18 protein-coding genes are annotated in these 20674 nt (G+C 68.3%); 9 read left to right on the forward strand and 9 right to left on the reverse strand.

The window, feature by feature from the left end:
• Positions 1-44: 44 nt before the first annotated feature.
• Positions 45-1019, reverse strand: a complete 975-nt coding sequence (locus VGV58_RS21470) for a LysR substrate-binding domain-containing protein (protein WP_326876051.1) — start codon at positions 1017-1019, stop codon at positions 45-47.
• Positions 1020-1158: 139 nt separating this feature from the next.
• Here VGV58_RS21470 and VGV58_RS21475 point away from each other — a divergent pair, with 139 nt between their 5' ends.
• From VGV58_RS21475 to VGV58_RS21510, 8 genes are read left to right on the forward strand one after another with little or no spacing between them, the layout of a single operon-like run.
• A complete protein-coding gene (locus VGV58_RS21475) occupies positions 1159-2661 on the forward strand; it encodes a sugar ABC transporter ATP-binding protein (protein ID WP_326876052.1) in 1503 nt (500 codons plus the stop codon).
• Positions 2658-3659 carry an ABC transporter permease gene (locus VGV58_RS21480; protein ID WP_326876053.1) on the forward strand — a complete coding sequence of 334 codons (1002 nt, stop codon included), beginning with the start codon at positions 2658-2660 and terminating at the stop codon, positions 3657-3659. Before VGV58_RS21475 ends, VGV58_RS21480 begins: the two co-directional genes overlap by 4 nt.
• A complete protein-coding gene (locus VGV58_RS21485) occupies positions 3656-4621 on the forward strand; it encodes an ABC transporter permease (protein WP_326876054.1) in 966 nt (321 codons plus the stop codon). The genes VGV58_RS21480 and VGV58_RS21485 overlap by 4 nt, the downstream gene beginning before the upstream one ends.
• Entirely contained in the window at positions 4618-5574 is a 957-nt protein-coding gene (locus tag VGV58_RS21490) for a TMAO reductase system protein TorT (protein WP_326876055.1), read from the forward strand. Before VGV58_RS21485 ends, VGV58_RS21490 begins: the two co-directional genes overlap by 4 nt.
• A 13-nt stretch (positions 5575-5587) precedes the next feature.
• The gene (locus VGV58_RS21495; RefSeq protein ID WP_326876056.1) at positions 5588-6475 is read left to right on the forward strand and encodes a polysaccharide deacetylase family protein; all 888 of its coding nucleotides are present in this window, start codon (positions 5588-5590) and stop codon (positions 6473-6475) included.
• A 16-nt stretch (positions 6476-6491) separates the two neighbouring features.
• On the forward strand, positions 6492-7325 hold the full coding sequence (locus VGV58_RS21500; RefSeq protein ID WP_326876057.1) for an aspartate dehydrogenase: 834 nt from the start codon (positions 6492-6494) through the stop codon (positions 7323-7325).
• 24 nt (positions 7326-7349) lie between these two features.
• Positions 7350-8135 (forward strand): SDR family oxidoreductase, encoded by a 786-nt coding sequence (locus tag VGV58_RS21505; RefSeq protein ID WP_326876058.1) that lies wholly within the window; start codon positions 7350-7352, stop codon positions 8133-8135.
• Positions 8136-8149: 14 nt separating this feature from the next.
• Positions 8150-8842, forward strand: a complete 693-nt coding sequence (locus VGV58_RS21510; RefSeq protein WP_326876059.1) for an RraA family protein — start codon at positions 8150-8152, stop codon at positions 8840-8842.
• Positions 8843-9109: 267 nt separating this feature from the next.
• Here the strand turns inward: VGV58_RS21510 and VGV58_RS21515 are convergent, their stop codons facing one another.
• Entirely contained in the window at positions 9110-10177 is a 1068-nt protein-coding gene (locus tag VGV58_RS21515) for a Gfo/Idh/MocA family protein (protein ID WP_326876060.1), read from the reverse strand.
• A 153-nt stretch (positions 10178-10330) separates the two neighbouring features.
• Between VGV58_RS21515 and VGV58_RS21520 the strand changes: the two genes are divergently transcribed.
• Complete coding sequence (locus tag VGV58_RS21520; RefSeq protein WP_326876062.1) at positions 10331-11026, forward strand: TetR/AcrR family transcriptional regulator; 696 nt, start codon at positions 10331-10333, stop codon at positions 11024-11026.
• Here VGV58_RS21520 and VGV58_RS21525 read toward each other — a convergent pair.
• The 7 genes from VGV58_RS21525 to VGV58_RS21555 are packed head-to-tail and all read right to left on the reverse strand — an operon-like array spanning position 11023 to position 20582.
• Complete coding sequence (locus VGV58_RS21525; RefSeq protein ID WP_414644037.1) at positions 11023-11931, reverse strand: polyphosphate kinase 2 family protein; 909 nt, start codon at positions 11929-11931, stop codon at positions 11023-11025. The two genes, VGV58_RS21520 and VGV58_RS21525, sit on opposite strands and share 4 nt — an antisense overlap.
• A 31-nt stretch (positions 11932-11962) precedes the next feature.
• Positions 11963-13000, reverse strand: coding sequence for a hypothetical protein (locus VGV58_RS21530; protein ID WP_326876064.1), 1038 nt, complete (start codon positions 12998-13000; stop codon positions 11963-11965).
• Positions 13001-13005: 5 nt separating this feature from the next.
• Positions 13006-14121 carry a GNAT family N-acetyltransferase gene (locus tag VGV58_RS21535; RefSeq protein WP_326876065.1) on the reverse strand — a complete coding sequence of 372 codons (1116 nt, stop codon included), beginning with the start codon at positions 14119-14121 and terminating at the stop codon, positions 13006-13008.
• On the reverse strand, positions 14118-15338 hold the full coding sequence (locus tag VGV58_RS21540; protein ID WP_326876066.1) for a hypothetical protein: 1221 nt from the start codon (positions 15336-15338) through the stop codon (positions 14118-14120). Before VGV58_RS21540 ends, VGV58_RS21535 begins: the two co-directional genes overlap by 4 nt.
• Positions 15335-16216: a ThiF family adenylyltransferase gene (locus VGV58_RS21545; RefSeq protein ID WP_326876067.1), complete on the reverse strand. Its 882-nt coding sequence runs from the start codon at positions 16214-16216 to the stop codon at positions 15335-15337. Before VGV58_RS21545 ends, VGV58_RS21540 begins: the two co-directional genes overlap by 4 nt.
• On the reverse strand, positions 16213-17175 hold the full coding sequence (locus VGV58_RS21550; RefSeq protein ID WP_326876068.1) for a hypothetical protein: 963 nt from the start codon (positions 17173-17175) through the stop codon (positions 16213-16215). The genes VGV58_RS21545 and VGV58_RS21550 overlap by 4 nt, the downstream gene beginning before the upstream one ends.
• Positions 17175-20582 carry an acyl-[ACP]--phospholipid O-acyltransferase gene (locus VGV58_RS21555; protein ID WP_326876069.1) on the reverse strand — a complete coding sequence of 1136 codons (3408 nt, stop codon included), beginning with the start codon at positions 20580-20582 and terminating at the stop codon, positions 17175-17177. The genes VGV58_RS21550 and VGV58_RS21555 overlap by 1 nt, the downstream gene beginning before the upstream one ends.
• Positions 20583-20674: the final 92 nt, after the last annotated feature.

Here is a 20674-nt window from a genome sequence, read left to right on the forward strand (position 1 = left end):
ACGTTCCAATATTGAGGAGCGATGGTTCAAATCCCTTCGCCCGGTCAGGCCGGGGCGAGCTTCGGTGAATTGCCGCGAACTTTGAAAGACTCCTTCAAGGCCCAGTTCCTGAAACCTTGCACGCGCGGATCGTCGAAACGGCTTTCGTGGATCAGGAGGTAATATTCGCCGGCGCTGTCGAGCTCGCTGGTCAGCGGAACCGTCAAGCCGCGCATGCCCTCCTCATGCGCCAGGATGATATCAGGCACGAGCGCGATGCCACGCCCCTGGCGCGCCGCATCGAGCGACATGAAGAAATGCCCGAACTGCAGCGTTTGCTCGATCTCGATCGCCGCGCGCACACCATGAGCCTTGAGCCAGTCGGGCCAGGCATGGCGGCGCGTCGAGGTATGGATCAGCGGCCAGCGCGCCAGATCGGCCGGAGTGACGTCCGTTTCGCCGATCAGGCCCGGTGAGCAGACCGGCACCAGCCGATCGGGAAAGAGCTCGTCGGCATGGACACCGTCCCAGCGCGTCAGCATCGACAATTCGATGCGTGGCTGGTTGCGCTCATAGTGCCGGCCCGGCAGGCGTCCGACGCGGATCGCGACATCCGCCTCGTGGGCGAGCAGGTCAGCCGGCTCGATCGACGAGACGACGCGCAGCTCGATCTCCGGATGCAGGCTGGTGAAGAGATGCAGTCGCGGCATCAGCCAGACGGAAGCGATCGTCGGCAGCACCGACACCGTCAACGTCGCCCGGTCCCTGCGCCGGCCAAAGCGGCCAGCGGCGCGCTCGAGCTCGTCGAGCATGCTCTCGACGCTGCGGAAGAACTGCTCCCCCTCGGCGGTGAGCTCGATCCTGCGAGTGAAGCGGCGGAACAGTTCCTGCCCGAGATGAAGCTCGAGCTCCTTGACCTGCCGACTGACGGCGCCCTGCGTCAGGCTCAGCTCTTCGGCGGCCTTGGTGAAGGACAGGTGGCGCGCGGCAGCGTCGAAGCCACGCAGCGCATTCAATGGCGGCAGGCGCCTCTTTCGCATGCAGTACCTCTCGTATGCATGAGATTAGATCATGCATGAGCGCCGAACAATTCGTTTGTGACGACCGGGCGACGGCTTCATCGTCTCGTCAACGCCGGACCTGCCCACGGGCATGGCACCGGTGAACGGGGAACTGCCGATGACGATCGAGCCAGCGATCGCGCTCGCCATGCGCGACATCGCCAAGCGCTATGGCGCGACCTGCGCACTGCGCAGCGCCGACCTGACCTTGCAGGCCGGCCGCGTCCACGCCTTGCTCGGCGAGAACGGTGCCGGCAAGTCGACCCTGGTGAAGATCATCGTCGGCGCGGTGAAGCCCGACAGCGGCAGCGTCTCCCTCGCCGGGAAGCCCGTCGCCTTCCGCTCGGTCGCCGAGGCGATCGCCGCCGGGATCGTGCCGATCTACCAGCATCTCAGCCTGTTCCCCGAACTCTCCGTCCTCGACAATCTCTCCGCCTTCCAGCTTGCTGCCGGCCGCGCCGGCCTCAGCCGCAAGGCGCTGGTGCCGCGCGAGGAGGCGCGGGCCTGGCTCGCTCGCGTCGGGCTCGACCTCGACCTCGACCGTCCGGTCTCATCGCTCTCGCTCGGTGAGCGCCAATTGCTCGAGATCGCCCGCGGTGTCGGCCGCAATTGCCGCATCCTCGTCCTCGACGAGCCGACCGCCGCGCTGAACGGCGCCGAAGCCGATCGGCTCTTCGCCGTGGTCCGCGATCTCTGTGCCGGCGGCACGGCCGTGCTCTTCATCTCGCACAAATTCGACGAGATCGAACGCCTCGCCGACGAGGTCACCGTGCTGCGCGACGGCGCGACCGTGATCGATGCCGCGCCGATCGGCCGGCATGACCGCGCCACGCTAGTCAAGGCGATGCTGGGCATGCAGGTCGAGCACGAGCACCGTTCCGGCAGCGCCCGGGCGGAGGCGGTCCTGACTGCGGCTGGCGTGCGCATGGCGACTGGCCATGCCCTCGACCTCTCGGTGCACGCCGGCGAGATCGTCGGGCTTGCCGGTCTGGTCGGCTCTGGCGCGCTCGCCATCGCCGCGACCATGGCCGGCGCCGCTTCCGGCCAAGGCGAGATCGCTGTCGGCGAGCAGCGCTTCGCCTTGGGCGATCGACGCGAGGCCGTCCGCCTCGGCGTCGCCTATGTCCCGGCCGACCGCCATGCCGAGGGATTGTTTCCGCCAGTCAGCGCGATCGGCAACGCCTCGGCCAGCGCCCTCTCTCGCTTCTCCGCCCGCGGCCTTCTCGGCAAGACGCGCGAACGCGCCGCGATCGAGCCGCTGCTGCGCCGCCTGCATTTGCATCCGGCCCGGCCCGATGCCGAGGCCGCAAGCTTCAGCGGCGGCAACCAGCAGAAGCTGCTGATCGCGCGCTGCCTTGCTCTCCCGAACCTGCGGGCGCTGGTCCTGCTCGAGCCGACGCGCGGGGTCGATGTCGCCGCGCGCGCCCTGATCCACCGAGCCGTCATCGAGATGGCCAGCAACGGCATCGCCGTCCTCGTCGCCTCGAGCGACCTCGACGAGCTGACGGCGCTCTGCGACCGTTACCTCGTGGTCCGAGACGGCATGATCGCGGAGGACCTGCCGGGGAGCGCCTCGACCGAGGCGATCATGGCCGCGCTCGCCGGAAAGGCCGCGGCATGAGCAGCTTTCCAATCGGCGACCGGGGCCCATCCAGCATGCCTGCCAGCCAGCGCCCGCCCGTCATCCTCATCGTGACGGCGCTGCTCTTCGGATTGGCCGCTCTCGCCGTGCCGCGCTTCGGCACGCTCGGCAATATCGAGAACGTGCTGCGCATCGCCGCCATCCTCGGCATCGTCGCCTGCGGCCAAGCCATCGTCGTCATCCTCGCCGGCATCGAGTTCTCCTTCGGTGCCTCGGCGGCGCTGGCGAGCGTCGTCATCGTCATGGCCTTGCCGACAACCGGTGTCGTCGGCGCCTTCCTCCTCGGCAGCCTGCTGATCCTGGGCGTCGGCATGGTCAACGGCCTGCTTGTCGCCCGCTTTTCCGTGCCGCCGGTGATCGCGACGCTCGGCATGCTGATGATCGCATCGGGCCTCGCCGCCTGGCTCGCCGGCGGCCTGCCGATCGATGCGCCGCCGTCGGATGCGTTCTCCTTTCCGGCACGCGGCCGTGTCTTGGGCATCCCCGTGCCGATACTCTGCGCCGCCGCCGCCTTCGCCGTGCTGCATCTGCTGCTCGCGAAGACCCGACTCGGACGCGGCTGGTATCTGGTCGGTGCCAATGCCACGGCCGCCAGGCTCGCCGGGCTCTCCGTGCCTCGCCTCGTCTTCTCCGGCTATGCCGTGGCCGGCCTGTTCTGCGCGCTCGGCGCTGTGATCCTGACCAGCCGCGTCGCCTCGGGCCAGCCCATGCTCGCGCCGAACCTCCCCTTCGAGACCATCGCCGCCTGCGCCGTCGGCGGGCTGCCGCTCGGCGGCGGGCGCGGCAATGTCCTGCAGGTCGCCTGCGGCGTGCTGATCGTCGCCATGCTCAACAACATCGTCGTGCTGCTGAACCTGCCGACCGCCTACCAGCTCATCCTGCTCGGCACGCTCGTCATCGGAGCCGTGCTGCTCCAGCGCGACTGGGCCTTCCTCGGCAACGCGGTCCGCCTGCTGACCAATGGGAGGCGCGGATGAACCAGGTCATCGCTCCCCGTCTGCTCGTCGCTCCCGCAGGCATCATCGCCGCCGGCCTGATCTTCGCCGCGATCGCGCCCGGCTTCCTCTCGCTCGGCAACGCCGCCAGCATCGCCGGCCAGGCCTGGGTCCTCGTCCTGCTCGCGACCGGGCAGATGTTCGCCCTCGCCGCCCGCGGCTTCGACATCTCGGTCGGCGCCATCGCGGCACTCGCCGGAACGCTCGCCGCCATGGCTGCCAACAGCTTCGGGCTGGCGGGCCTGATTGTCGCCCCGCTGGTCGGCCTCGCCTGCGGCACGCTGAACGGCTGGCTGGTCGGCCGCCTTGCCTTGCAGCCGATCGTCGCGACGCTCGGCTCGCTGGTCGCGCTGAAGGGCATTGCCCTGCTGGTCAGCGATGACGGCCAGGCCGTGCCGCTCACGGAGGCCGGCCAGGCCACCAGCCTCGCCTTCGATCCGGTGCTCGGCCTGCCGCCGCTCGCCTGGCTCGCCCTCGCCTGCGTCCTCGGCGCCCAGTTCCTGCTGAGCCATGCCACGCTCGGCAAGCGCATCCTGATGCTCGGCGCCAATCCCGAGGCCGTCGGCCTGGTCGGCGCCGATGCCGGTGCGCTCCAGATCCGGGCCTACCAGCTCTGCGGCCTCTTCGCCGGGCTCGCCGGAGCGCTGATGACGGCGCGGGCCGGCGCCGGCCTGCCGACCGAGGGCGCCGGCATGGAATTGCAGGCGATCGCCGCCGCAATCATCGGCGGGACTGCCCTGTCGGGCGGCGTCGCCAACGCCATCGCAGTCGCTGCCGGCGCCTTCTTCGTCCAGGTCGTGCTGACCGGGCTCAATCTCACCGGGGTCTCGCCCTTCCTGGCGCAGGTCACCGTCGGCCTCGTCATCCTCGGCTCCGGCCTGATGGACACCGCCCTCCGCTCGCTTCTCACCCGCAACCGCCAGCCCAAGGACGTATCGCCATGACATTCCTGTCCCGCCGTAGCCTCCTGCTCGCCTCGATCGCTGCCGCCGCGCTGGCGCAACCAGCCTTCGCCCAGGAGAAGACGATCGGCATCGCCGTGCCGAACCTCGCCTCCTCCTTCTGGATCTCCGCCGTCTACGGCATGGAGAGCGAGGCGAAGGCGGGCGGCGCCAAGGTGCTGAAGCTCAATGCCGGCGGCGACGCCAACGCCTCGCAGCAGATCGCCCAGGTGCAGGACCTGATTCAGCGCAAGGTTTCCGCGATCGTGATCGGCGCCACCAATGGCGATGCAGTCAAGCCGATCGTCGAGCGTGCGATCGAGGCCGGCATCCCGGTCATCGGCATCTCCTCGCCGCCGAACACGCCGAAGCTCGCCTCCTTGGTCAGCGCCGACCATGCCGACATGGGCAAGCTCCAGGCCGAATGCCTGGCCAAGGCCGTCGGCGGCAAGGGCACGGTCGCGATGATGGCCGGGCCCGCCGGCCAAGCCTGGTCGGACCTGCGCGCCAAGGGCTTCCGCGAGGCGCTGGCCAAGGCGGCCCCGGACGTCAAGATCGTCGCGGAATCGCGCCTCGCCGACAATCGCAACGCCGCGCTCGGCACCGCCGAGGACTGGACGCAGCGCTTTCCTGATCTCGCCGGCATCTATGCCGCGACCGACGACATGGCGGCCGGCGTCGTCTCGGCCTTCAAGTCGGCGAGCAAGCCGGTGAAGGTCTCGGCCTCGAACTTCAGCCCGACCGCCCAGCAGATGCTGAAGGACGGCGACATCGCCTGCACCTCGATCCAGCAGGTCGTCGCCCAGGGCAAGGCCGCGATGGCGCAGGCGCTGAAAGCCGCGGCGAAGCAGCCGGTCGAGGCCCGCGTCGTGCTGCCGGCCCTGCTGGTGACGCGTGAGAACGTCGCGACCGTCGATCTCTCCTCGGTCGTCGCGCCGGCCGATTATCGCCCCTGACGGACCCACGCTCATGCTGCCTACCCCTGGACGCTTCCCCTACTCGCCCATCGTCGACCGGCTGGACTTCACCTGGCCGGGCGGCAAGCGGCTCGCCGTCTATGTCGCGCTCTGCGTCGAGCACTTCGCCTATGGCTCGGGACTCGGCCTGCCCTATTCGCCCGGGCTCCAGCACCCCAACACCTATAACTGGGCCTGGCGCGAATACGGCAATCGCGTCGGCGGCTGGCGGCTGATCGAGCTCTTCGACGAGTACCGCCTGCCGCTCTCGGTGCTGCTCAACACCGAGTGCTACGCGCACTGCCCGGAACTGGTCGCGGCCCATCGCCGCCGCGGCGACGAGATCGTCGCCCATGGCCGCACCAATTCCGAGCACCAGAACGGCATGGAGGTCGAGGCCGAGCGCCGGCTGATCGCCGAGGCGACGCAAGCGATCGCGAGCCATGAGGGCGCTGCGCCTGCCGGCTGGATGAGCCCGGGCGCCCATCCCAGCGCCAACACCGAGGACCTGCTCGCCGAGGCCGGCTACGGCTACACCATGGACTGGCCGATGGACGACCAGCCGGTCTGGCTCAGGACCAAGGGCGGCCCCCTGCTGGCGATGCCCTATCCGCACGAGGTCAACGACGTGCCGATGGTCGTGCTGCATGACGGCACGGCTCAGGCCTTCGCCGATATGGCGATCGACAATCTCGACGAGATGCTCGGCCAGTCCGAGCAGCAGGCGTTGGTCTACGGCATGACGATCCACACCTTCATCGTCGGCCAGCCCTTCCGCATCCGGCAGTTCCGCCGGGTGCTCGACCATCTCAACAAGCACCAGGACCGCATCTGGTTCACCACGGCCGGCGCCTGCGCGCGCCATTACGCCAGCCTGTTCCCGGCACCATCAGCCGGCTGAAGACAAGGAAACGCCCATGACCTCCCCTTCCGCACCCGGCGCGCATCCGCGCCGGAGGGTCGCCATCGCCGGTCTCGGCGCCGTCGGCCTCAAGATCGCCAGCGTGCTCGACCAGGGCGTGCCCGGCTGCGAGCTCGTCGCCGTCTCCGCCAATGACCGCGACAAGGCCCGCGAACGCCTCGCCCATCTCTCCCGGGCGATCCCTGTCGTTGCGATCGAGGAGCTCGAAGCACTCGCCGACATCGTCGTCGAATGCGCTCCGGCTGCGCTGCTGCCGGCGATCGCCGAGCCCTTCCTGCGTGCCGGCAAGACAGTGATCGTGCTGAGCTCCGGCGCCATCCTCTCGCATGAGGGGCTGATCGAGATCGCCCGCCAACATGGCGGCCAGATCGTCGTGCCGACCGGCGCCCTGCTCGGCCTCGATGCCGTCACCGCTGCGGCCGAGGGCGTGATCCGCTCGGTCCGGATGATCACCCGCAAGCCGGTGCGCGGCCTCGTCGGCGCGCCCTATCTGATCGAGAACAATATCGCCCTCGACGATGTCCGGGAGCCGACGCGGGTATTCAGCGGCACGCCGCGCGAGGCTGCGATCGGCTTCCCGGCCAATCTCAACGTCGCCGTCGCGCTCTCGCTCGCCGGCATCGGGCCGGACCGGACGACGCTGGAGATCTGGGCCGATCCGGCCCTGACCCGCAACACCCACACCATCGAGGTCGACGCCGACTCCGCCAGCTTCTCCATGACCATCGAGAACGTGCCGAGCGACAACCCGAAGACCGGCCGCATCACCGCGCTCTCGGTCATCTCCTATCTGCGCAAGCTCGACGCTCCCCTGCGCATCGGCTCGTAAGCCGGCTCTCACAAGGAACCCATCATGGATCTGGAAATTGCTGGACGCACGGCGCTCGTACTGGGCGCCGGCGGCGGGCTCGGCCGCGCCATCGCCAGGACACTCGCCCGCGAGGGCGCCAAGGTTGCGCTAGCCGATATCGACGAAAAGGCTCTCGCCGCGACGGCCGCCGACCTCTCCGCCCTCGGCTTAGCCCATCTGGCGCGGCGCTGGGACATCGGCCGCCTCGACGAGGCCGACGGGCATCTTGCCGCGATCGGCGAGGCGCTCGGCCCCGTCGACATCCTCGTCAACAACACCGGCGGCCCGCCGCCGAGCCTCGCCGCCGGCGTGCCGCCCGAGACCTGGACGGCGCAGTTCCAGGCGATGGTGCTCTCCGTCATCGCGCTCACCGACAAGGTGCTGCCGGGAATGCGCGAGCGCGGCTTCGGGCGGATTGTCACCTCGACCTCCTCGGGCGTCGTCGCACCGATCCCGAACCTCGCGATCTCGAACGCCCTGCGGCTGTCGCTGGTCGGTTGGTCGAAGACACTGGCGCGCGAGGTCGCAGCGGCCGGCATCACCTGCAACATCATCCTGCCGGGGCGGATCGCCACCGACCGCATCCTCTTTCTCGACGAGCAGAAGGCCAAGCGCGAAGGCCGCCCGCTCGCCGACATCGTCGCCGAGAGCACGGGCTCGATTCCGCTCGGCCGCTACGGCACGCCCGAGGAATACGCCGACGCCGTCGCCTTCCTCGCCAGCGCCCGCGCCGCCTACATCACCGGCTCGGTCATCCGGGTCGATGGCGGCTATCTCCAGAGCATCTGAAAGGATTTTTGATCATGACCGAACTGCCGCATCGCGACGCCACCTGGCGCGAGGACATCCGCCGCCGCTTCCTTGCCGTCGACACCTCCAATGTCGCCGACGTGCTCGACACGCTCGGCCTGCCGGACCAGGGGCTGGCGCCGCAATTTGCGCCCTATCCGGCGACGACCGGGCAGCTCGCCGGCTTTGCCTATACGATCCGCGGCCAGATGACGCCGTTCCCGCTCGGCGGCGATGCCGAGAAGATGAAGGCCTGCCAGGGCGTCTCGCCCGGCGAGGTCACGGTCTGGAGCGGCGACGGCGAAGGCATCTGCTATTTCGGCGAGTTGATCGCGATCGGCATGAAGGAGAAGGGCTGCGTCGGCGCCCTCGTCGATGGCGGCATCCGCGACATCCGCTGGATCGGGGAGCAGGCCTTCCCGGTCTATGCGCGCTATCGCACCCCGGTGCAGTCGATCGGCCGCTGGAAGGTCAATGCCAGCCAGGTGCCGGTGCTGATGCGGGGCGCGACCAGCCGCTATGTCGAGATCAAGCCGGGCGACTTCATCCTCGCCGACGAGGACGGCGCCATCGCCATCCCGTCGGAGCGGATCGAGGAGGTGCTGGTGGAGGCCGAACGCCTGACCGCAGTCGAGGTCAAGATCCGGCAGGAGCTCTCGCGCGGGCTCTCCCTCGCCGACGCCCTGGCGAAGTACGGCCACGTCTGACCGAACGCTCCGCCAGCGCTGTTGGTCAGGCTGTCAGCGCCTCGCGCAGTGGGATCATGAACTCGCGCGCGAGCTGCGACAGCTCCTCATGCAGCGGATAGCGGATTTTTCCTCGGAGCCACACCGTCATCCTGGACAAGCGGCGAAGCCGCGCAGCTCCGGGATCCATCGTAAGGCACTGAATCCTACGATGGACCCTGGACGAGCTTTGCTCGCCCAGGGGGACGGTATGGCTCCGTGGGAACTTAGCGCGCTCCAGCGAGCGCCTTACGCGCGCGGAAGCACGGTCGCGTAGCGCTCGCGCAGGTCGATCCGCTGCCCGCCCGCGGCGGCCTCGGCCACGGCGAGCGTCGCGATCAGCGTACGCGCGCCGTCCTCGACCGGCTGCAGCGAGGCGGCTTCGCCCCGGACCAGGTCGCGGAAATGATCGAGCTGGGCGATGTAGGGATCGAGCGTCGGCGCATGGACCCGTTGCGCCTGGATCGGCAGGTTCCAGCTCGGGGCGTCACCAGCCTGCGCCCATTGCACCAGATTGGGGAATTCGAGCGCGCCGCGGCTGCCCATGAAGCGATAGCTGCTCTCGCCGCTGAACGGGAACTCCGGGGATTCGCCGACGCCCTGCTCGGTGGTCCAGGGCGAGACGGCGCTGTCGCTGACGAAGAAGGTGCCGATCGTCCCGTTCTCGAACTCGATCAGCACGCCGGCTGTGTCCTCGACGGCAAAGCCGCGCCGGCGATTGGAGAGGACGGCGCCGACAGCCACGATCTCTCCGACGGAAAAGCGCAGGAAGTCGATCTCATGGATCAGGTTGATCAGGACCGGCCCGCCGCCGGCCTGCGTCCGCCAGGGCGCCGCGCTGAAATAGGCCTCCGGCTTGTGTACCGCCCAGATCGCGGAAACCCCGACGAGATCGCCGATCCGGCCCTCGCTCAGCAGGGAGCGCAAGGTCGCGACCTGGCGATGATGGCGGCGATGATGACCGACCAGTGAGCGGATGCCGGCGGCCTTGGTCGCCTCGATCAGCGCAGTCGCTGTTGCCAGCGTGTCCGTCACCGGCTTTTCGATCAGGATATGGATGCCGCGGCGGGCGCATTCGACGCCGTTCTCGGCATGGAGCTGGTTGGGCGAGGCGATGATGACGGCCTCCGGCCGGGCCTCGTCGAGCATCGTCCGGTAATCGGCGAAGACGCGCGCATCGGGGTTCTGGGCCGCGACCTGCTCGGCATTGACGTCGGCGATCCCCGCCAGCGAGAAGTCGGGATGCGCGGCAATCTTGGCCAGATGCTTGCGCCCGATCAGCCCCGCGCCGATCACGCCGATTGCGATGGTCTTCATGCTCCCACGGCTCCCTATGACCGCCATGCATCCCACAATTAACTGCTGGGATAATTGTGCTTTAATTAACCTGATGGATAATTGCTGTCAAGCGCCGTAGGATGAGCTAATCAAACGGGGTTCCTCATCGGAACAGGCAATCGGGATCGCGGGATGACAGCAGCGAGCACGCGCAAGCCGGCGGGCGACCAACCGGCCAATGTCCGCCGCCGGGATCGCGAGAAGACCAAAGCCGAGATCCTGCAGATCGCCTTCGAGGAGTTCGCCGAGAACGGGCTGCTCGGCGCCAATGCCGACGCGATCGCCGCGCGGGCCGGGATCACCAAGCGGCTGATCTTCTACTATTTCAGCTCGAAGGAAGAGCTCTTCATCGCCGTGCTGGAGATGGCCTATGGCAGAATGCGCCAGGCCGAGGAGAGCCTGCACCTCGAGACGCTGGCGCCGGAGGCGGCGATCCGCCGGCTCGCCGAATTCACCTTCGACTTCCATCAGGACAATCCGGAATTCGTCCGGCTGGTCGCGATCGAGAACATCCATCGCGCCCGGCATGTCGCCCGCAGCGAGACGCTCCAGCAGATGACGCGGCCGATCATCGGCCAGATCGAGCGCGTGCTCGCCAAGGGCAAGGATCTTCGTGCAATCAGGCCTGAGGTTGATGCGCACGCGCTCCATGCCACGCTGAACGCCCTGTCGATCTTCTCGGTGGCGAACCGCCACACCTTCGAGGCGCAGTTCCGCTGGGACATGTCCTCGCCGGAGGCGAAGGCTCGCCAGCGGGCCGAGATCGCCGAGGTGCTCTGGCGCTATGTCCGCAGCGACGCCGCCTCCCCTGCGGAAGACGAGGATTAATCCCCGCCCTTGCGCTTGCGACCGCCATCCTCGGCAAGCAGCTCCTTGCGCGCCTTGGCCATGACCTTGCGGGCCTCGTCATCGACCACGGGGAACTGGGGATCGAGCTTTTCCAGCCGGTTCACGATCGCTGCCGCAACGATCAGCCGGGTGAACCATTTGTTGTCGGCGGGAACGACGTGCCAGGGCGCATGCTTGGTCGCGGTCTCGGCGATCGCGTCCTGATAGGCATCCTGGTAGTCGTCCCAGTGCTTGCGTTCGGCGAGGTCACCCGCGTCGAATTTCCAGTTCTTGTCGGCTTCGTCGATCCGCGACAGCAGGCGCCGGCGCTGCTCATCCTTCGACAAATTGAGGAAGAACTTCAGGACCACGGTGCCGTTGCGGGCCAGATGCTTCTCGAAATCGCGGATGCTCTCGAAGCGATCGCGCCAGACATGCTTGCCGATCAGCTTGGGCGGCAGGCCCTGCCTGCGCAGCAGCTCCTCGTGCACGCGCACGACCAGCACCTCCTCGTAATAAGAGCGGTTGAAGATGCCGATCTCGCCGCGCTCCGGCAGCGCGCAGGCGGTGCGCCAGAGAAAATCATGGCGCAGCTCCAGCGAGCTCGGCGCCTTGAAGGAGGTGACCTCGCAGCCCTGCGGATTGACCCCGGACATGACGTGCTCGATCGTCCCGTCCTTGCCAGCGGTGTCGATCGCCTGCAGCACGATCAGCACCGACCAGCGCCGTTCGGCAAAGAGCCGCTCCTGCAGTTCGCGCAGGCGCTTGACGCCGGTCTGCAGCAGATCGCGCGCACCGTCCTTGTCGAGATCGAGGCCGCAGGTCTCGCCGGGGTCGAAACGCTTCAGCTTGAAGTCGTCGCCATCCGTGACCCTGAAGCGCTTGACCATCTCGTCCGGCAGCATGCCTGGCATCCTCTCGCAGAAAGACCTCGGTTCAATCTGTCGCCTCGTCGCCGATTGTCCAGCCTCGCGGCTTCGACCAGACGATCAGCTCCGATAGCGGCAAGCGTGCTCGCGCTGCCGGAAACGCCCCCGTGGCCAAACCGAGCCTGAAAACATTGACCAGACGGTGGCCTGCCGGAATGCCATGCTTTTCGACAAGCCGTCGGTTGCTCGCCGGCCAGTCGGCCAGCACCGAGACCGGACAGGCGGCGAGCCCCTGTGCCGTCATCGCCAGCCAGGCCCGGTAGAAAGCGCGCCCGCTCACGAGCGGATCCTCGCCATCCGGCCGATGGAAGAGTGCGACGGCGGAGTTCGCGAACTTGCCGCGCTCGCTCGCCAGCGTCGCGGCAAGACCCAGCCGACGCAACAGCGGGAACAGCGGGCCGAGCACCAGCCGCGTGCCGAACGCCACCACACCCGGCATCGCCATCGCCTCGGCGCTGAGCCCGTCGCGCTGGTACAACGGATCGGAGCGCGACAGCCGCATCCAGTACAGCAATTCGGCACGATGGGCGTCCTCGCAGAGGAAATGGAAACCAGCCTCGTCGCCGAGCCGCGCGATCGCGTCGACGCTGTCCACGTCGCGGACCAGCCGCACATCGCCGACCATGGCGGAGTACATATGGAGCGCCGCTTGGCCTGCGGCATCGAGGGGCCGGAAACCACCGCGCCAGCTTGTCCGGATCGGGACGAAATCCGCCAGCCCATCAAGCTCGCCGCCCGCAGCGACGGTGATGCGCGCGACGGGCTGCAAGCCATCCGACGCCATGGCGTCGATCAATGGCCCGACCTCCGCGATCCGCAGCCCCCGTTGGCCGAGCGCCAGCGACAGCCCTTCGATCGCGGCACCATGCGAGAGCCTGACATCGTACCCCGACGGATCAGCTGCCGGCAGGCGCCGCGACACATCCTCCAGCAGGAGCAGCGTGTCGCTGCCGATGAGCCGCCAGCGCGTCGGCTGGATATTGTGGACGCTGGGTGCGAGGCGAACCTCGGCGATGAGGTCTTCGAGCAGGGCGCGGTCGAGCATCGTCGTCAGCCTCGCAGGCTCTTGGCGAAGAGATGCAAACGATGCAGCGGCTTTGCTCCCGCCTTCTCGGCTTGCCTGAGGCTCGGCCCGTTGACGTCGGCGATCCAGGTGCCGCCGAGTTCGTCATAGCCGGCTGCCTTCAGCGCACTCGTCACCTTGTAGAGCATGGCGCCGTTGAGCCCGCGATTATGGAAGGCGCGGCTGACCGACTGGTAGACGATGACGGCGCGCCGGTTGGTCCAGCGATGCCAGAGGAAGCGCAAGGGGAAGCTCGGGCCGATCCGCCCGCCAACCGCCCTCACCAGAGGGTTGAGATCGGGGATCGCGATGATCGCGCCGACCGGCTCGCCCTTGTGGTGCACCACGGTCGAGATGCGCTTGTCGATCACCCACATCATGTCGCCGGCCTGGAAGCGGTATTCCTCGGCCGTGGGCGGCACGAACATCGGGTTGGCATCGAAGCCGTCATTGAGGATGAGGCGCGATTCCTCCAGCCGCTCGGCGAAATGCCGGCGGTCGATCGGCATCCAGCGATAATCGGGATCGGCGAGGATCGCCTTTTGCTTGTCGCCGAGCAGTCCCGAGGGATCAACCTCGGCGAGGGCGATCCGGAAGGTCGTCATCGGGAAGGTCGGGGCATAGCCGTTCGCTTCGAGCAGCCGCGCGATATGCGGCGGGCTGAAGAGCATGTCGGTGAAGGGCGTGTTGTCGAAGCCGCCGGTGACGACGCCGGCCTGCTGCATCGCCGTCAGGTTGAAGTTGCCGACGAGTTCCGCCATGCCGCGCTCGCGCGCCCAGCTCTCGGCAGCACCGAGCAGAGCCGAGGCGACCTCGGCATCATCCGCGCAGTCGAAATAGCCGAACTGGGCCCGGGCCGTACCGTGGCGCGCATTCGATGCGTCGTGGATCGCGGCGACGATGCGCCCGAGCGGGCGGCCATCGCGCAGCGCCGTAAACAGCTCGAAGCGGCCATGCCCGTCCTTGACCAGCGGATTGCGCGCGGGATCGAGCATGCGGTCGAAATCGGACCACATCGTCGGCACATAGGGGCTGTCGGCCGGATAGACCTCGGCCGTAACGGCGAAGGCGGCCTTGCGGTCGTTGCTGGTGATCTCGATCATGCCGGAACCTTGCTCGGGGCGCTCGCCAGGAGCCGGCGCACCAGCGCCAGCGCCGTCTCGGTCGCGGGATCGTCCGAGACGACCGGCACGGTGACCAGCAGCAGGTCGAGCGGCTCCTCGCCGAGCACGAGCAGATGGCTGGCGGAATGGGCCGCCATCAAGGCCGCGAGCCGTTCGGCGGCCGGGCTGGTCGAAGGCCAGGGCCAGCTTCGTCCGGAGGCATGAAGCACGGCGACCTCGCGCAGCGCCGGCTTCAGGATTGGGGGGTCGTAGTCGCGCAGCTCGGCCTCGCCGAGCCGGCGGGCGCTGCTGAACAGCGGATGTCCGGCAAGCTGGGCGATCAGCGCCTCCCGCGTCTCCGCCCGCGAGCGGGCGAGCGAGCCAAGGACGCCGGGCGCGGCCGCATCGAAGGAACTCGACAGCGCATCGACCGCGAGCGCGATCGCAAGCACGCCGGCGAGAGTGACGGCGCAGAGCCTGACGCCATGGGCGAGATCGGCGCCGGGCGTGACATGCGCAGCGGCCACGCCCAGCAGCAGCGCGGCGATGACACGCAGGCTGAGCAGGAAGAAGCCCTGCCGGCGCGTCGGCGCCGCCCCACCGGTCACCAGCACGATCGAGACCAGCAGCAATGCGCCGACGCCGCCGAGCCGGACCGGCATGTCCGGCAGCAGCCCGCGGAAATCGCTGAGCGCGAAAGGCAGGATCAGGAAGGCACAGAGTCCGAGCCGCCAGACGCTGGTATTCTCCGCCTCGGTCAGCGATGCCGGGTCGCGCCGGAACAGCAGCGCGCCGCAAAAGGCGACCGTGACGAGTTGGAAGGCGGCCAGCGCCAGATCATAGGCCCAGGGATGATCGGCAAGACCAATGAGGCTGCCGAGCACCAGCAGGCCCGAGCCGGCGAGCACGGCGATCTTGCCGGCGCGCGGCGCATGCCGGCGCAGCATGCCCTCCGTGACGATCAGCGCCCCCAGCGGGAACAGCGCGGCGCAGGACAGCGCCAGCCGCTCCAGCAGAACGCTGCCGCTCCACCAGCTCAGGCCACGCAGCAGGAAGAGCGCGGCGACAAGCCCCATCGCCACGAGAAAGCGCGTCGTCAGCGCCCCGCGCGGATCGCGCCGGCGCAGGGTCAGCATGGCGACGGCAAGCCCGAGCGCGCCGCAGATGTCGACGATGGAATCGGCGACCAAGGCAGGGTTGGCGAAACCGCCGTTCATGGCCCGGCGACCATCTGCTTGAGTGCCCGCACCACGAAGGGCTTCAACAATGCCGCGATCGGCGCCGGCAAAGGCCGCTCGACCGCCGGCCGATAGGGGTTGAAGAACCAGCCGCGGCAATCGGTGCCGGTGCGCTTGCCCAGCGCCAAAGCGATCGCCTCATAAGCCATCATCATGCCAGTGGTGATGACCATCGGCGCGAAGGACATGCGGCTGCGCCGGCCGGCCGCGACCTCGCCGGCGATGGTAAGGTCGACATGATGGCGCGAGCGCGAATGCAGCATGACATGCGTCACCTCGCACAGCATCGCCGCGCGCTTGTCGTCCTCACTGAGCCTGCGCCAGTCCTTGCCGAGCGTTGGGAAGCCGAGCCGCTCCTCCGGGCGCGGATCCTCCGGCCGGACCACGATCACCGAGGGGAGCGGCGCCATATAGGCATCGATCACGCTGGCGTCCGCCGTTTTTGCCGTGCGGTAGAGGTGCAGGCCGGCGGCGATGTCGTCCATGCCGTTGATGATCACCTTGCAGCGCCCCGCGATCTCCGGCAGGCGCTCCGCCCATTCGGCGCCGAGTACCTCGATCTCGATCTCCGGATTGATCGCGCGCGCCGCCTCGGCAGCAGCCTCGGCCTTGGGCCGGCCGACCGTGCCGGCATTGGCGAAGACCTGTCGGTTCAGGTTCGAGACCTCGAACACGTCGATATCGGCGATGACGAAGTGGCCGACCCCCGCCCGGACCAGCGCCATGAAGGCGGCCCCGCCCATACCGCCGACGCCGCAGACGAAGACCGTCGCCTGCCGCAGTTTTGCCTGCTCCGCCTCCGTGACGAAGCCGATATTGCGGGTGGTGAAGAGCTCGTAGCTGAATCCGGGAATCATGGCTTCGTCCTCGCGGCGCGTGGACGCAATGTGCCAAAACGCCGGGTGTCGTCGAGCCAGTGCAGCAAAGGCAGCACCAGCCGCTGCAGCAGGAGGAAGGCGGAAGCGCCGATCAGCCCAGGTAGTGAGGCGCGCGGCACCTGTCCGAGCAGGTAACCTCGCGCCGCCGCCAGATCCATGCGGCCGAGCTGGAGCACGTCGTCGCCGCGCTCGTAGTCCAGCGTCTCCCGGCAGAAATCGTTGTAGCTGACCTCACGATGCTGGGTTGCCTGCTCGAAGCTCTTCTTCAGGTCGTCCGAGCCGCCGGTATAGGCGTCGGTGATGACCGAACGGGCCTCCTCGAAGCCGGCCTCCTCGCCCACGCCGAAGACATGGCGGTGCCCGCGCATGATCTGCCGGGCGAGCGAAAGATGGGCGAAGCTCTGGCGGCTGCTGGCATCCGGCGAGGGATAGACGTCGGAGAAGGTCTCGCAGACCATGCCGACCACGCTCGGCACCTGCGTCACATTCGAGATCCAGCGTGGCCGGAGGCCGCCGCGCACGAACAGCACCAGCACGGTCAGGCCATAGAGCACCCAGGAGAGCCCGCGCCCGCGCACTTCCGGATCGACCATGACGAGGCCGAGATGCGTGACCTGCTCCGGCTCGCCGTTCAGCGAAAGCTGCATCTGCGCCAAAGCGTTGAAGGCGACCGGGCGCCCGGTCGCCGTCTCGCTGATCAGCGTGACGATGCTCTGGCTCAGGCGCTCGCGCTCGCCGGAGAAGACGCCATAGCTCAGCGCGCCCTGCGCCAGCGTTCGCCCCGCCACCGTGCGGAGCTGCTCGACCAGCGCCGCAAGCTCGGCATCGTCGAGCACCACGCCCGGCCGCTCGATGATCCGCGTCGTCAGGCCGGGCGCGGTCGCGAGCGTCAGGTCGAGCGTCGGTCGCCGCAGCGCCTTCAGCCAGAAGCCGAGCATCAAGCCACCGCTGGGGCGGGAGCCTGGGCACGCTCCTTCACCAGCCTGGAGATGCCGGCGAAGTCGAGCTTGCCGGAGCCGAGCACCGGCACGGCCGGCACCACCATCACCTCGGCCGGAATCATCAAATCGGCGGCGCCCTTGCTCTTGGCGAAGGCCTGGAAGGCGGCGCGCGTCGCGTCCTTCTGCTGCGTCACCAGCACCAGCCGCTCGCCCTTGCGGGTATCGGGCAGGCTGGCGACGCCGGAGAGCACGCCCGGCCAGCATTCGGCCGCGAGAGCTTCGACCGCGGCGAGCGAGACCATCTCGCCGGCGATCTTGGCGAAGCGCTTGGCGCGGCCCTTGATGGTGACGAAGCCGTCCTTGTCGATCACGACGATGTCGCCGGTGTCGTGCCAGCCCTCGGGCGGCGGCTCGAGCACGCCGGGGTTCTCCGACTTGAGATAGCCCAGCATGATGTTCGGCCCGGCGACATGCAGCCGGCCGCCCTCTTCGACACCCGGCATCGGCTCGAGCCTGGCTTCCATGCCGGGCATGATCCGGCCGACCGTGCCGAAGCGGTTGAACATCGGCGTATTCAGCGCCAGCACCGGGGCGGTTTCGGTGACGCCATAGCCTTCGAGGATGCGCAGGCCGAACTTCTCGACATAGGTCCGCCGCGTCGTGTCCTTCACCGGCTCGGCACCGGCCACGATGTAGCGCAGCGAGCGCAGGTCGTAAGGGTGCGCGGCGCGGGCATAGCCGGTGAGGAAGGTGTCGGTGCCGAACAGGATGGTGGCGTTGCAGCCATAGACCAGCTCCGGCACCATCCGGTAGTGCAGCGGCGACGGGTAGAGATAGACCGGTACGCCCGAGACCAGCGGCAGGACAAGCCCCGCCGTCAGGCCGAAGGAATGGAACACCGGCAGCACGTTGAAGACCTTGTCGCGCCGGCCGAAATCGATCCGCGCCGCGGCCTGCGCCGCATTGGCCAGCATGTTCCGGTGCGAGAGCACCACGCCCTTGGGCACCCCTTCCGAGCCCGAGGTGAACAGGATCGCGGCGCGGTCAGAACCCTTGGCCTCTTCGATCGGCGTGCCATGGCGCCAGAGCGCCCAAAGCTTGTCACCGGTCGTGACGGTGGCACGCACGTCCTCGAGGTAGACGATCTTGACCTCGCTTTGCAGCGCCTCGATCAGCGGCCCCATCCGGCCCTTCTCGACGAAGGCACGCGAGGTGACGATGGTCTTGACCTCAGCCGCCTTGCAGGCCGCGGCGATGTTGCTGGCGCCGGCGGTGAAGTTGATCATCGCCGGCACGCGCGCCGCCGACATCAGGCCGAGCAGCGTCACCGCCGCGCCATTGGCGTTGGGCAGCATCACGCCGATCGCCTCGCCCTTGCCGGCGAGCGGCATCAGCTTGCGGCCGAGCACCTCGGCGCCGATCAGCAGACGCTTATAGGTCAGGCTTCCGGTGATCGGATCCTCGACCGCGACGCGGCCCTTGCCGTTGATGGTCGCCGCCTCGGCCACCGCGGCGAAGACGCTGCGGTCGATATCGGTAGTCTTGAAGATCAGGTCGGACATGATCTGGTAGAGCGCTGCGCCAGCCGCCTGGCGCCGCGGCTTGCCCTTCAGCTCCTCGGCCACGGTCAGTGAGACCGGCTCCAGCACGGTGACGTGCACCTTGGGGAACCAGCGCCGGCGCACCTGCTCGCGGGTCAAGCGCGAGAAGATCGTCGCCTCCAGCCCCTCGATCCGGACCGGCACGACCTGCGCGCCGGACTTTTCGGCGATCATGCCGACGCCGTCATAGACCTTCATCAGGCTGCCGGTGACGGTAAGGCGTCCCTCCGGGAAGATCACCAGGCTCTCGCCGTTCTTCACGGCGTTGATCAGCGAGCGCGTCGCCAGCGGCCGCGCCGGATCGAGCGGCATGGCACGGGTCAGCTTCAGGAAGGGCTTCACCCACCAGCGCTGGGCGATGCCGTGGTCGATGGCGAAGACCGGCTCCTTGTCGAGGATCGAGAGCGCCAGCGCCGCATCGAGGAAGGAGACATGGTTCAGCGCGATGATCGCGTTGTCCCCGGCCTTGGCGATGTTCTCGCGGCCGGTGACCTCGACGCGGTAGAAGGCGCGGAACAGGATCGAAAGGAAATCGCTGAGCGGATTGGTCGGCAGCGTCCGCAGGATCCAGATGGACGCCGCGATGGTGAGTACGCCGATCAGCAGGAAGAGATGGCTGAGCGTCAGCCCCGCCGCCTGCAGCAGCGCGACCACCACGGCCCCGGCAACCATGAAAGCAGCCGAAAGCACGTTGATGGCGGCGACGATGCGGGCGCGCTTGTCGGCCGGGGCCCAGGCCTGCGCCGCCGCGAAGGACGGCACGACGAAGACGCCGCCGGCGATGGCGAGGCCGGCGAGATCAATGCCGACGCGCCAGGCGGAGGAGCCGGCGAAAAAGGCGCCGATGTCCTGCGCCGGCTGATGTGCGACGATGCCCGAGACGGCCCAGCCGAGATCGAGCGCGAACAGGCCCATCACCACGCCGGCGACCGGCACCGGCAGCAGCACGATGCGCCCGCTCGACAGGAAGGAGCCGATGCCGGAGCCGACCGCGATCGCGATCGCGAAGATGCCGAGATAGGTCGAGACGACCATTTCGGTGCCGCCCATGCCGTTCTTCACCAGCGAAGGCAGCAGCGACATCACGACAGCGCCGATCAGCCAGAACAGCGAGACCATGACACCGGTGCGCCAGAGCCGGGCATCGCCCCAGAGATCCCTGAGCAGGTCGCGGGTCGAGCGCAAGATGTTGCGGTCGACGACGAGATCGGGCGCCGACGGCCCGGTCTTCGGGATGAACAGCGTCGCGACCCAGCAGGCCAGCGCGAACACCAGGATCAGCAGGCTGAGCTGCGCGGCATCGCCGCCTTCGCGCGCCGTCAGGCCGCCGGCAATGGTGCCGAGCAGAATGGCGATGAAGGTCGCGCCTTCGATCAGCGCATTGCCGGCCGGCAATTCCTCGCGCTTCAGATGGTCCGGCAGGATGCCGTATTTGATCGGCCCGAACAGCGCCGCGATCACCCCGAACAGGAAGAGCGCGACGAACAGCACCGGCACGGAATGCAAGATGAAGCCGAGGACCGCGACCGCCGCCGCGCCGATCTCGGCGAGCTTGAGCCGCTGCGCCATCACCGCCTTGTCGAAGCGGTCGGCCATCTGGCCGCCTACGCCCGAGAGCAGGAAGAAGGGCGCGATGAAGAGCCCGCCCGCCAGGGTCACCAGCGCTTCGCCATGCGAGCCGGCGAGCTTGTAGAGGATGATGAAGACCAGCGCGTTCTTGAGGAAATTGTCGTTGAAGGCGGAGAAGAACTGCGCCCAGAACAGCGGGGCGAAACGCCGCTTCAGCATCAATGTGTCGAACATGGCGATCTCACGGGAAGGGACGGTGAGGTTGCATCGGCCGGGCTTTAGCAACTCTTGCCTGCGCCGGCCGATCTCGGTTTGCGGTTAAGCGG

The organism is Allobosea sp. (genome assembly GCF_035944895.1).
Lineage (GTDB): Bacteria > Pseudomonadota > Alphaproteobacteria > Rhizobiales > Beijerinckiaceae > Allobosea.

Coding starts and splice junctions, on each gene's coding strand:
- VGV58_RS21470 (WP_326876051.1), bottom strand. CDS start 1,019: ATGCGAAAGAGGCGCCTGCCGCCATTGAATGCGCTGCGTGGCTTCGAC.
- VGV58_RS21475 (WP_326876052.1), top strand. CDS start 1,159: ATGACGATCGAGCCAGCGATCGCGCTCGCCATGCGCGACATCGCCAAG.
- VGV58_RS21480 (WP_326876053.1), top strand. CDS start 2,658: ATGAGCAGCTTTCCAATCGGCGACCGGGGCCCATCCAGCATGCCTGCC.
- VGV58_RS21485 (WP_326876054.1), top strand. CDS start 3,656: ATGAACCAGGTCATCGCTCCCCGTCTGCTCGTCGCTCCCGCAGGCATC.
- VGV58_RS21490 (WP_326876055.1), top strand. CDS start 4,618: ATGACATTCCTGTCCCGCCGTAGCCTCCTGCTCGCCTCGATCGCTGCC.
- VGV58_RS21495 (WP_326876056.1), top strand. CDS start 5,588: ATGCTGCCTACCCCTGGACGCTTCCCCTACTCGCCCATCGTCGACCGG.
- VGV58_RS21500 (WP_326876057.1), top strand. CDS start 6,492: ATGACCTCCCCTTCCGCACCCGGCGCGCATCCGCGCCGGAGGGTCGCC.
- VGV58_RS21505 (WP_326876058.1), top strand. CDS start 7,350: ATGGATCTGGAAATTGCTGGACGCACGGCGCTCGTACTGGGCGCCGGC.
- VGV58_RS21510 (WP_326876059.1), top strand. CDS start 8,150: ATGACCGAACTGCCGCATCGCGACGCCACCTGGCGCGAGGACATCCGC.
- VGV58_RS21515 (WP_326876060.1), bottom strand. CDS start 10,177: ATGAAGACCATCGCAATCGGCGTGATCGGCGCGGGGCTGATCGGGCGC.
- VGV58_RS21520 (WP_326876062.1), top strand. CDS start 10,331: ATGACAGCAGCGAGCACGCGCAAGCCGGCGGGCGACCAACCGGCCAAT.
- VGV58_RS21525 (WP_414644037.1), bottom strand. CDS start 11,931: ATGCTGCCGGACGAGATGGTCAAGCGCTTCAGGGTCACGGATGGCGAC.
- VGV58_RS21530 (WP_326876064.1), bottom strand. CDS start 13,000: ATGCTCGACCGCGCCCTGCTCGAAGACCTCATCGCCGAGGTTCGCCTC.
- VGV58_RS21535 (WP_326876065.1), bottom strand. CDS start 14,121: ATGATCGAGATCACCAGCAACGACCGCAAGGCCGCCTTCGCCGTTACG.
- VGV58_RS21540 (WP_326876066.1), bottom strand. CDS start 15,338: ATGAACGGCGGTTTCGCCAACCCTGCCTTGGTCGCCGATTCCATCGTC.
- VGV58_RS21545 (WP_326876067.1), bottom strand. CDS start 16,216: ATGATTCCCGGATTCAGCTACGAGCTCTTCACCACCCGCAATATCGGC.
- VGV58_RS21550 (WP_326876068.1), bottom strand. CDS start 17,175: ATGCTCGGCTTCTGGCTGAAGGCGCTGCGGCGACCGACGCTCGACCTG.
- VGV58_RS21555 (WP_326876069.1), bottom strand. CDS start 20,582: ATGTTCGACACATTGATGCTGAAGCGGCGTTTCGCCCCGCTGTTCTGG.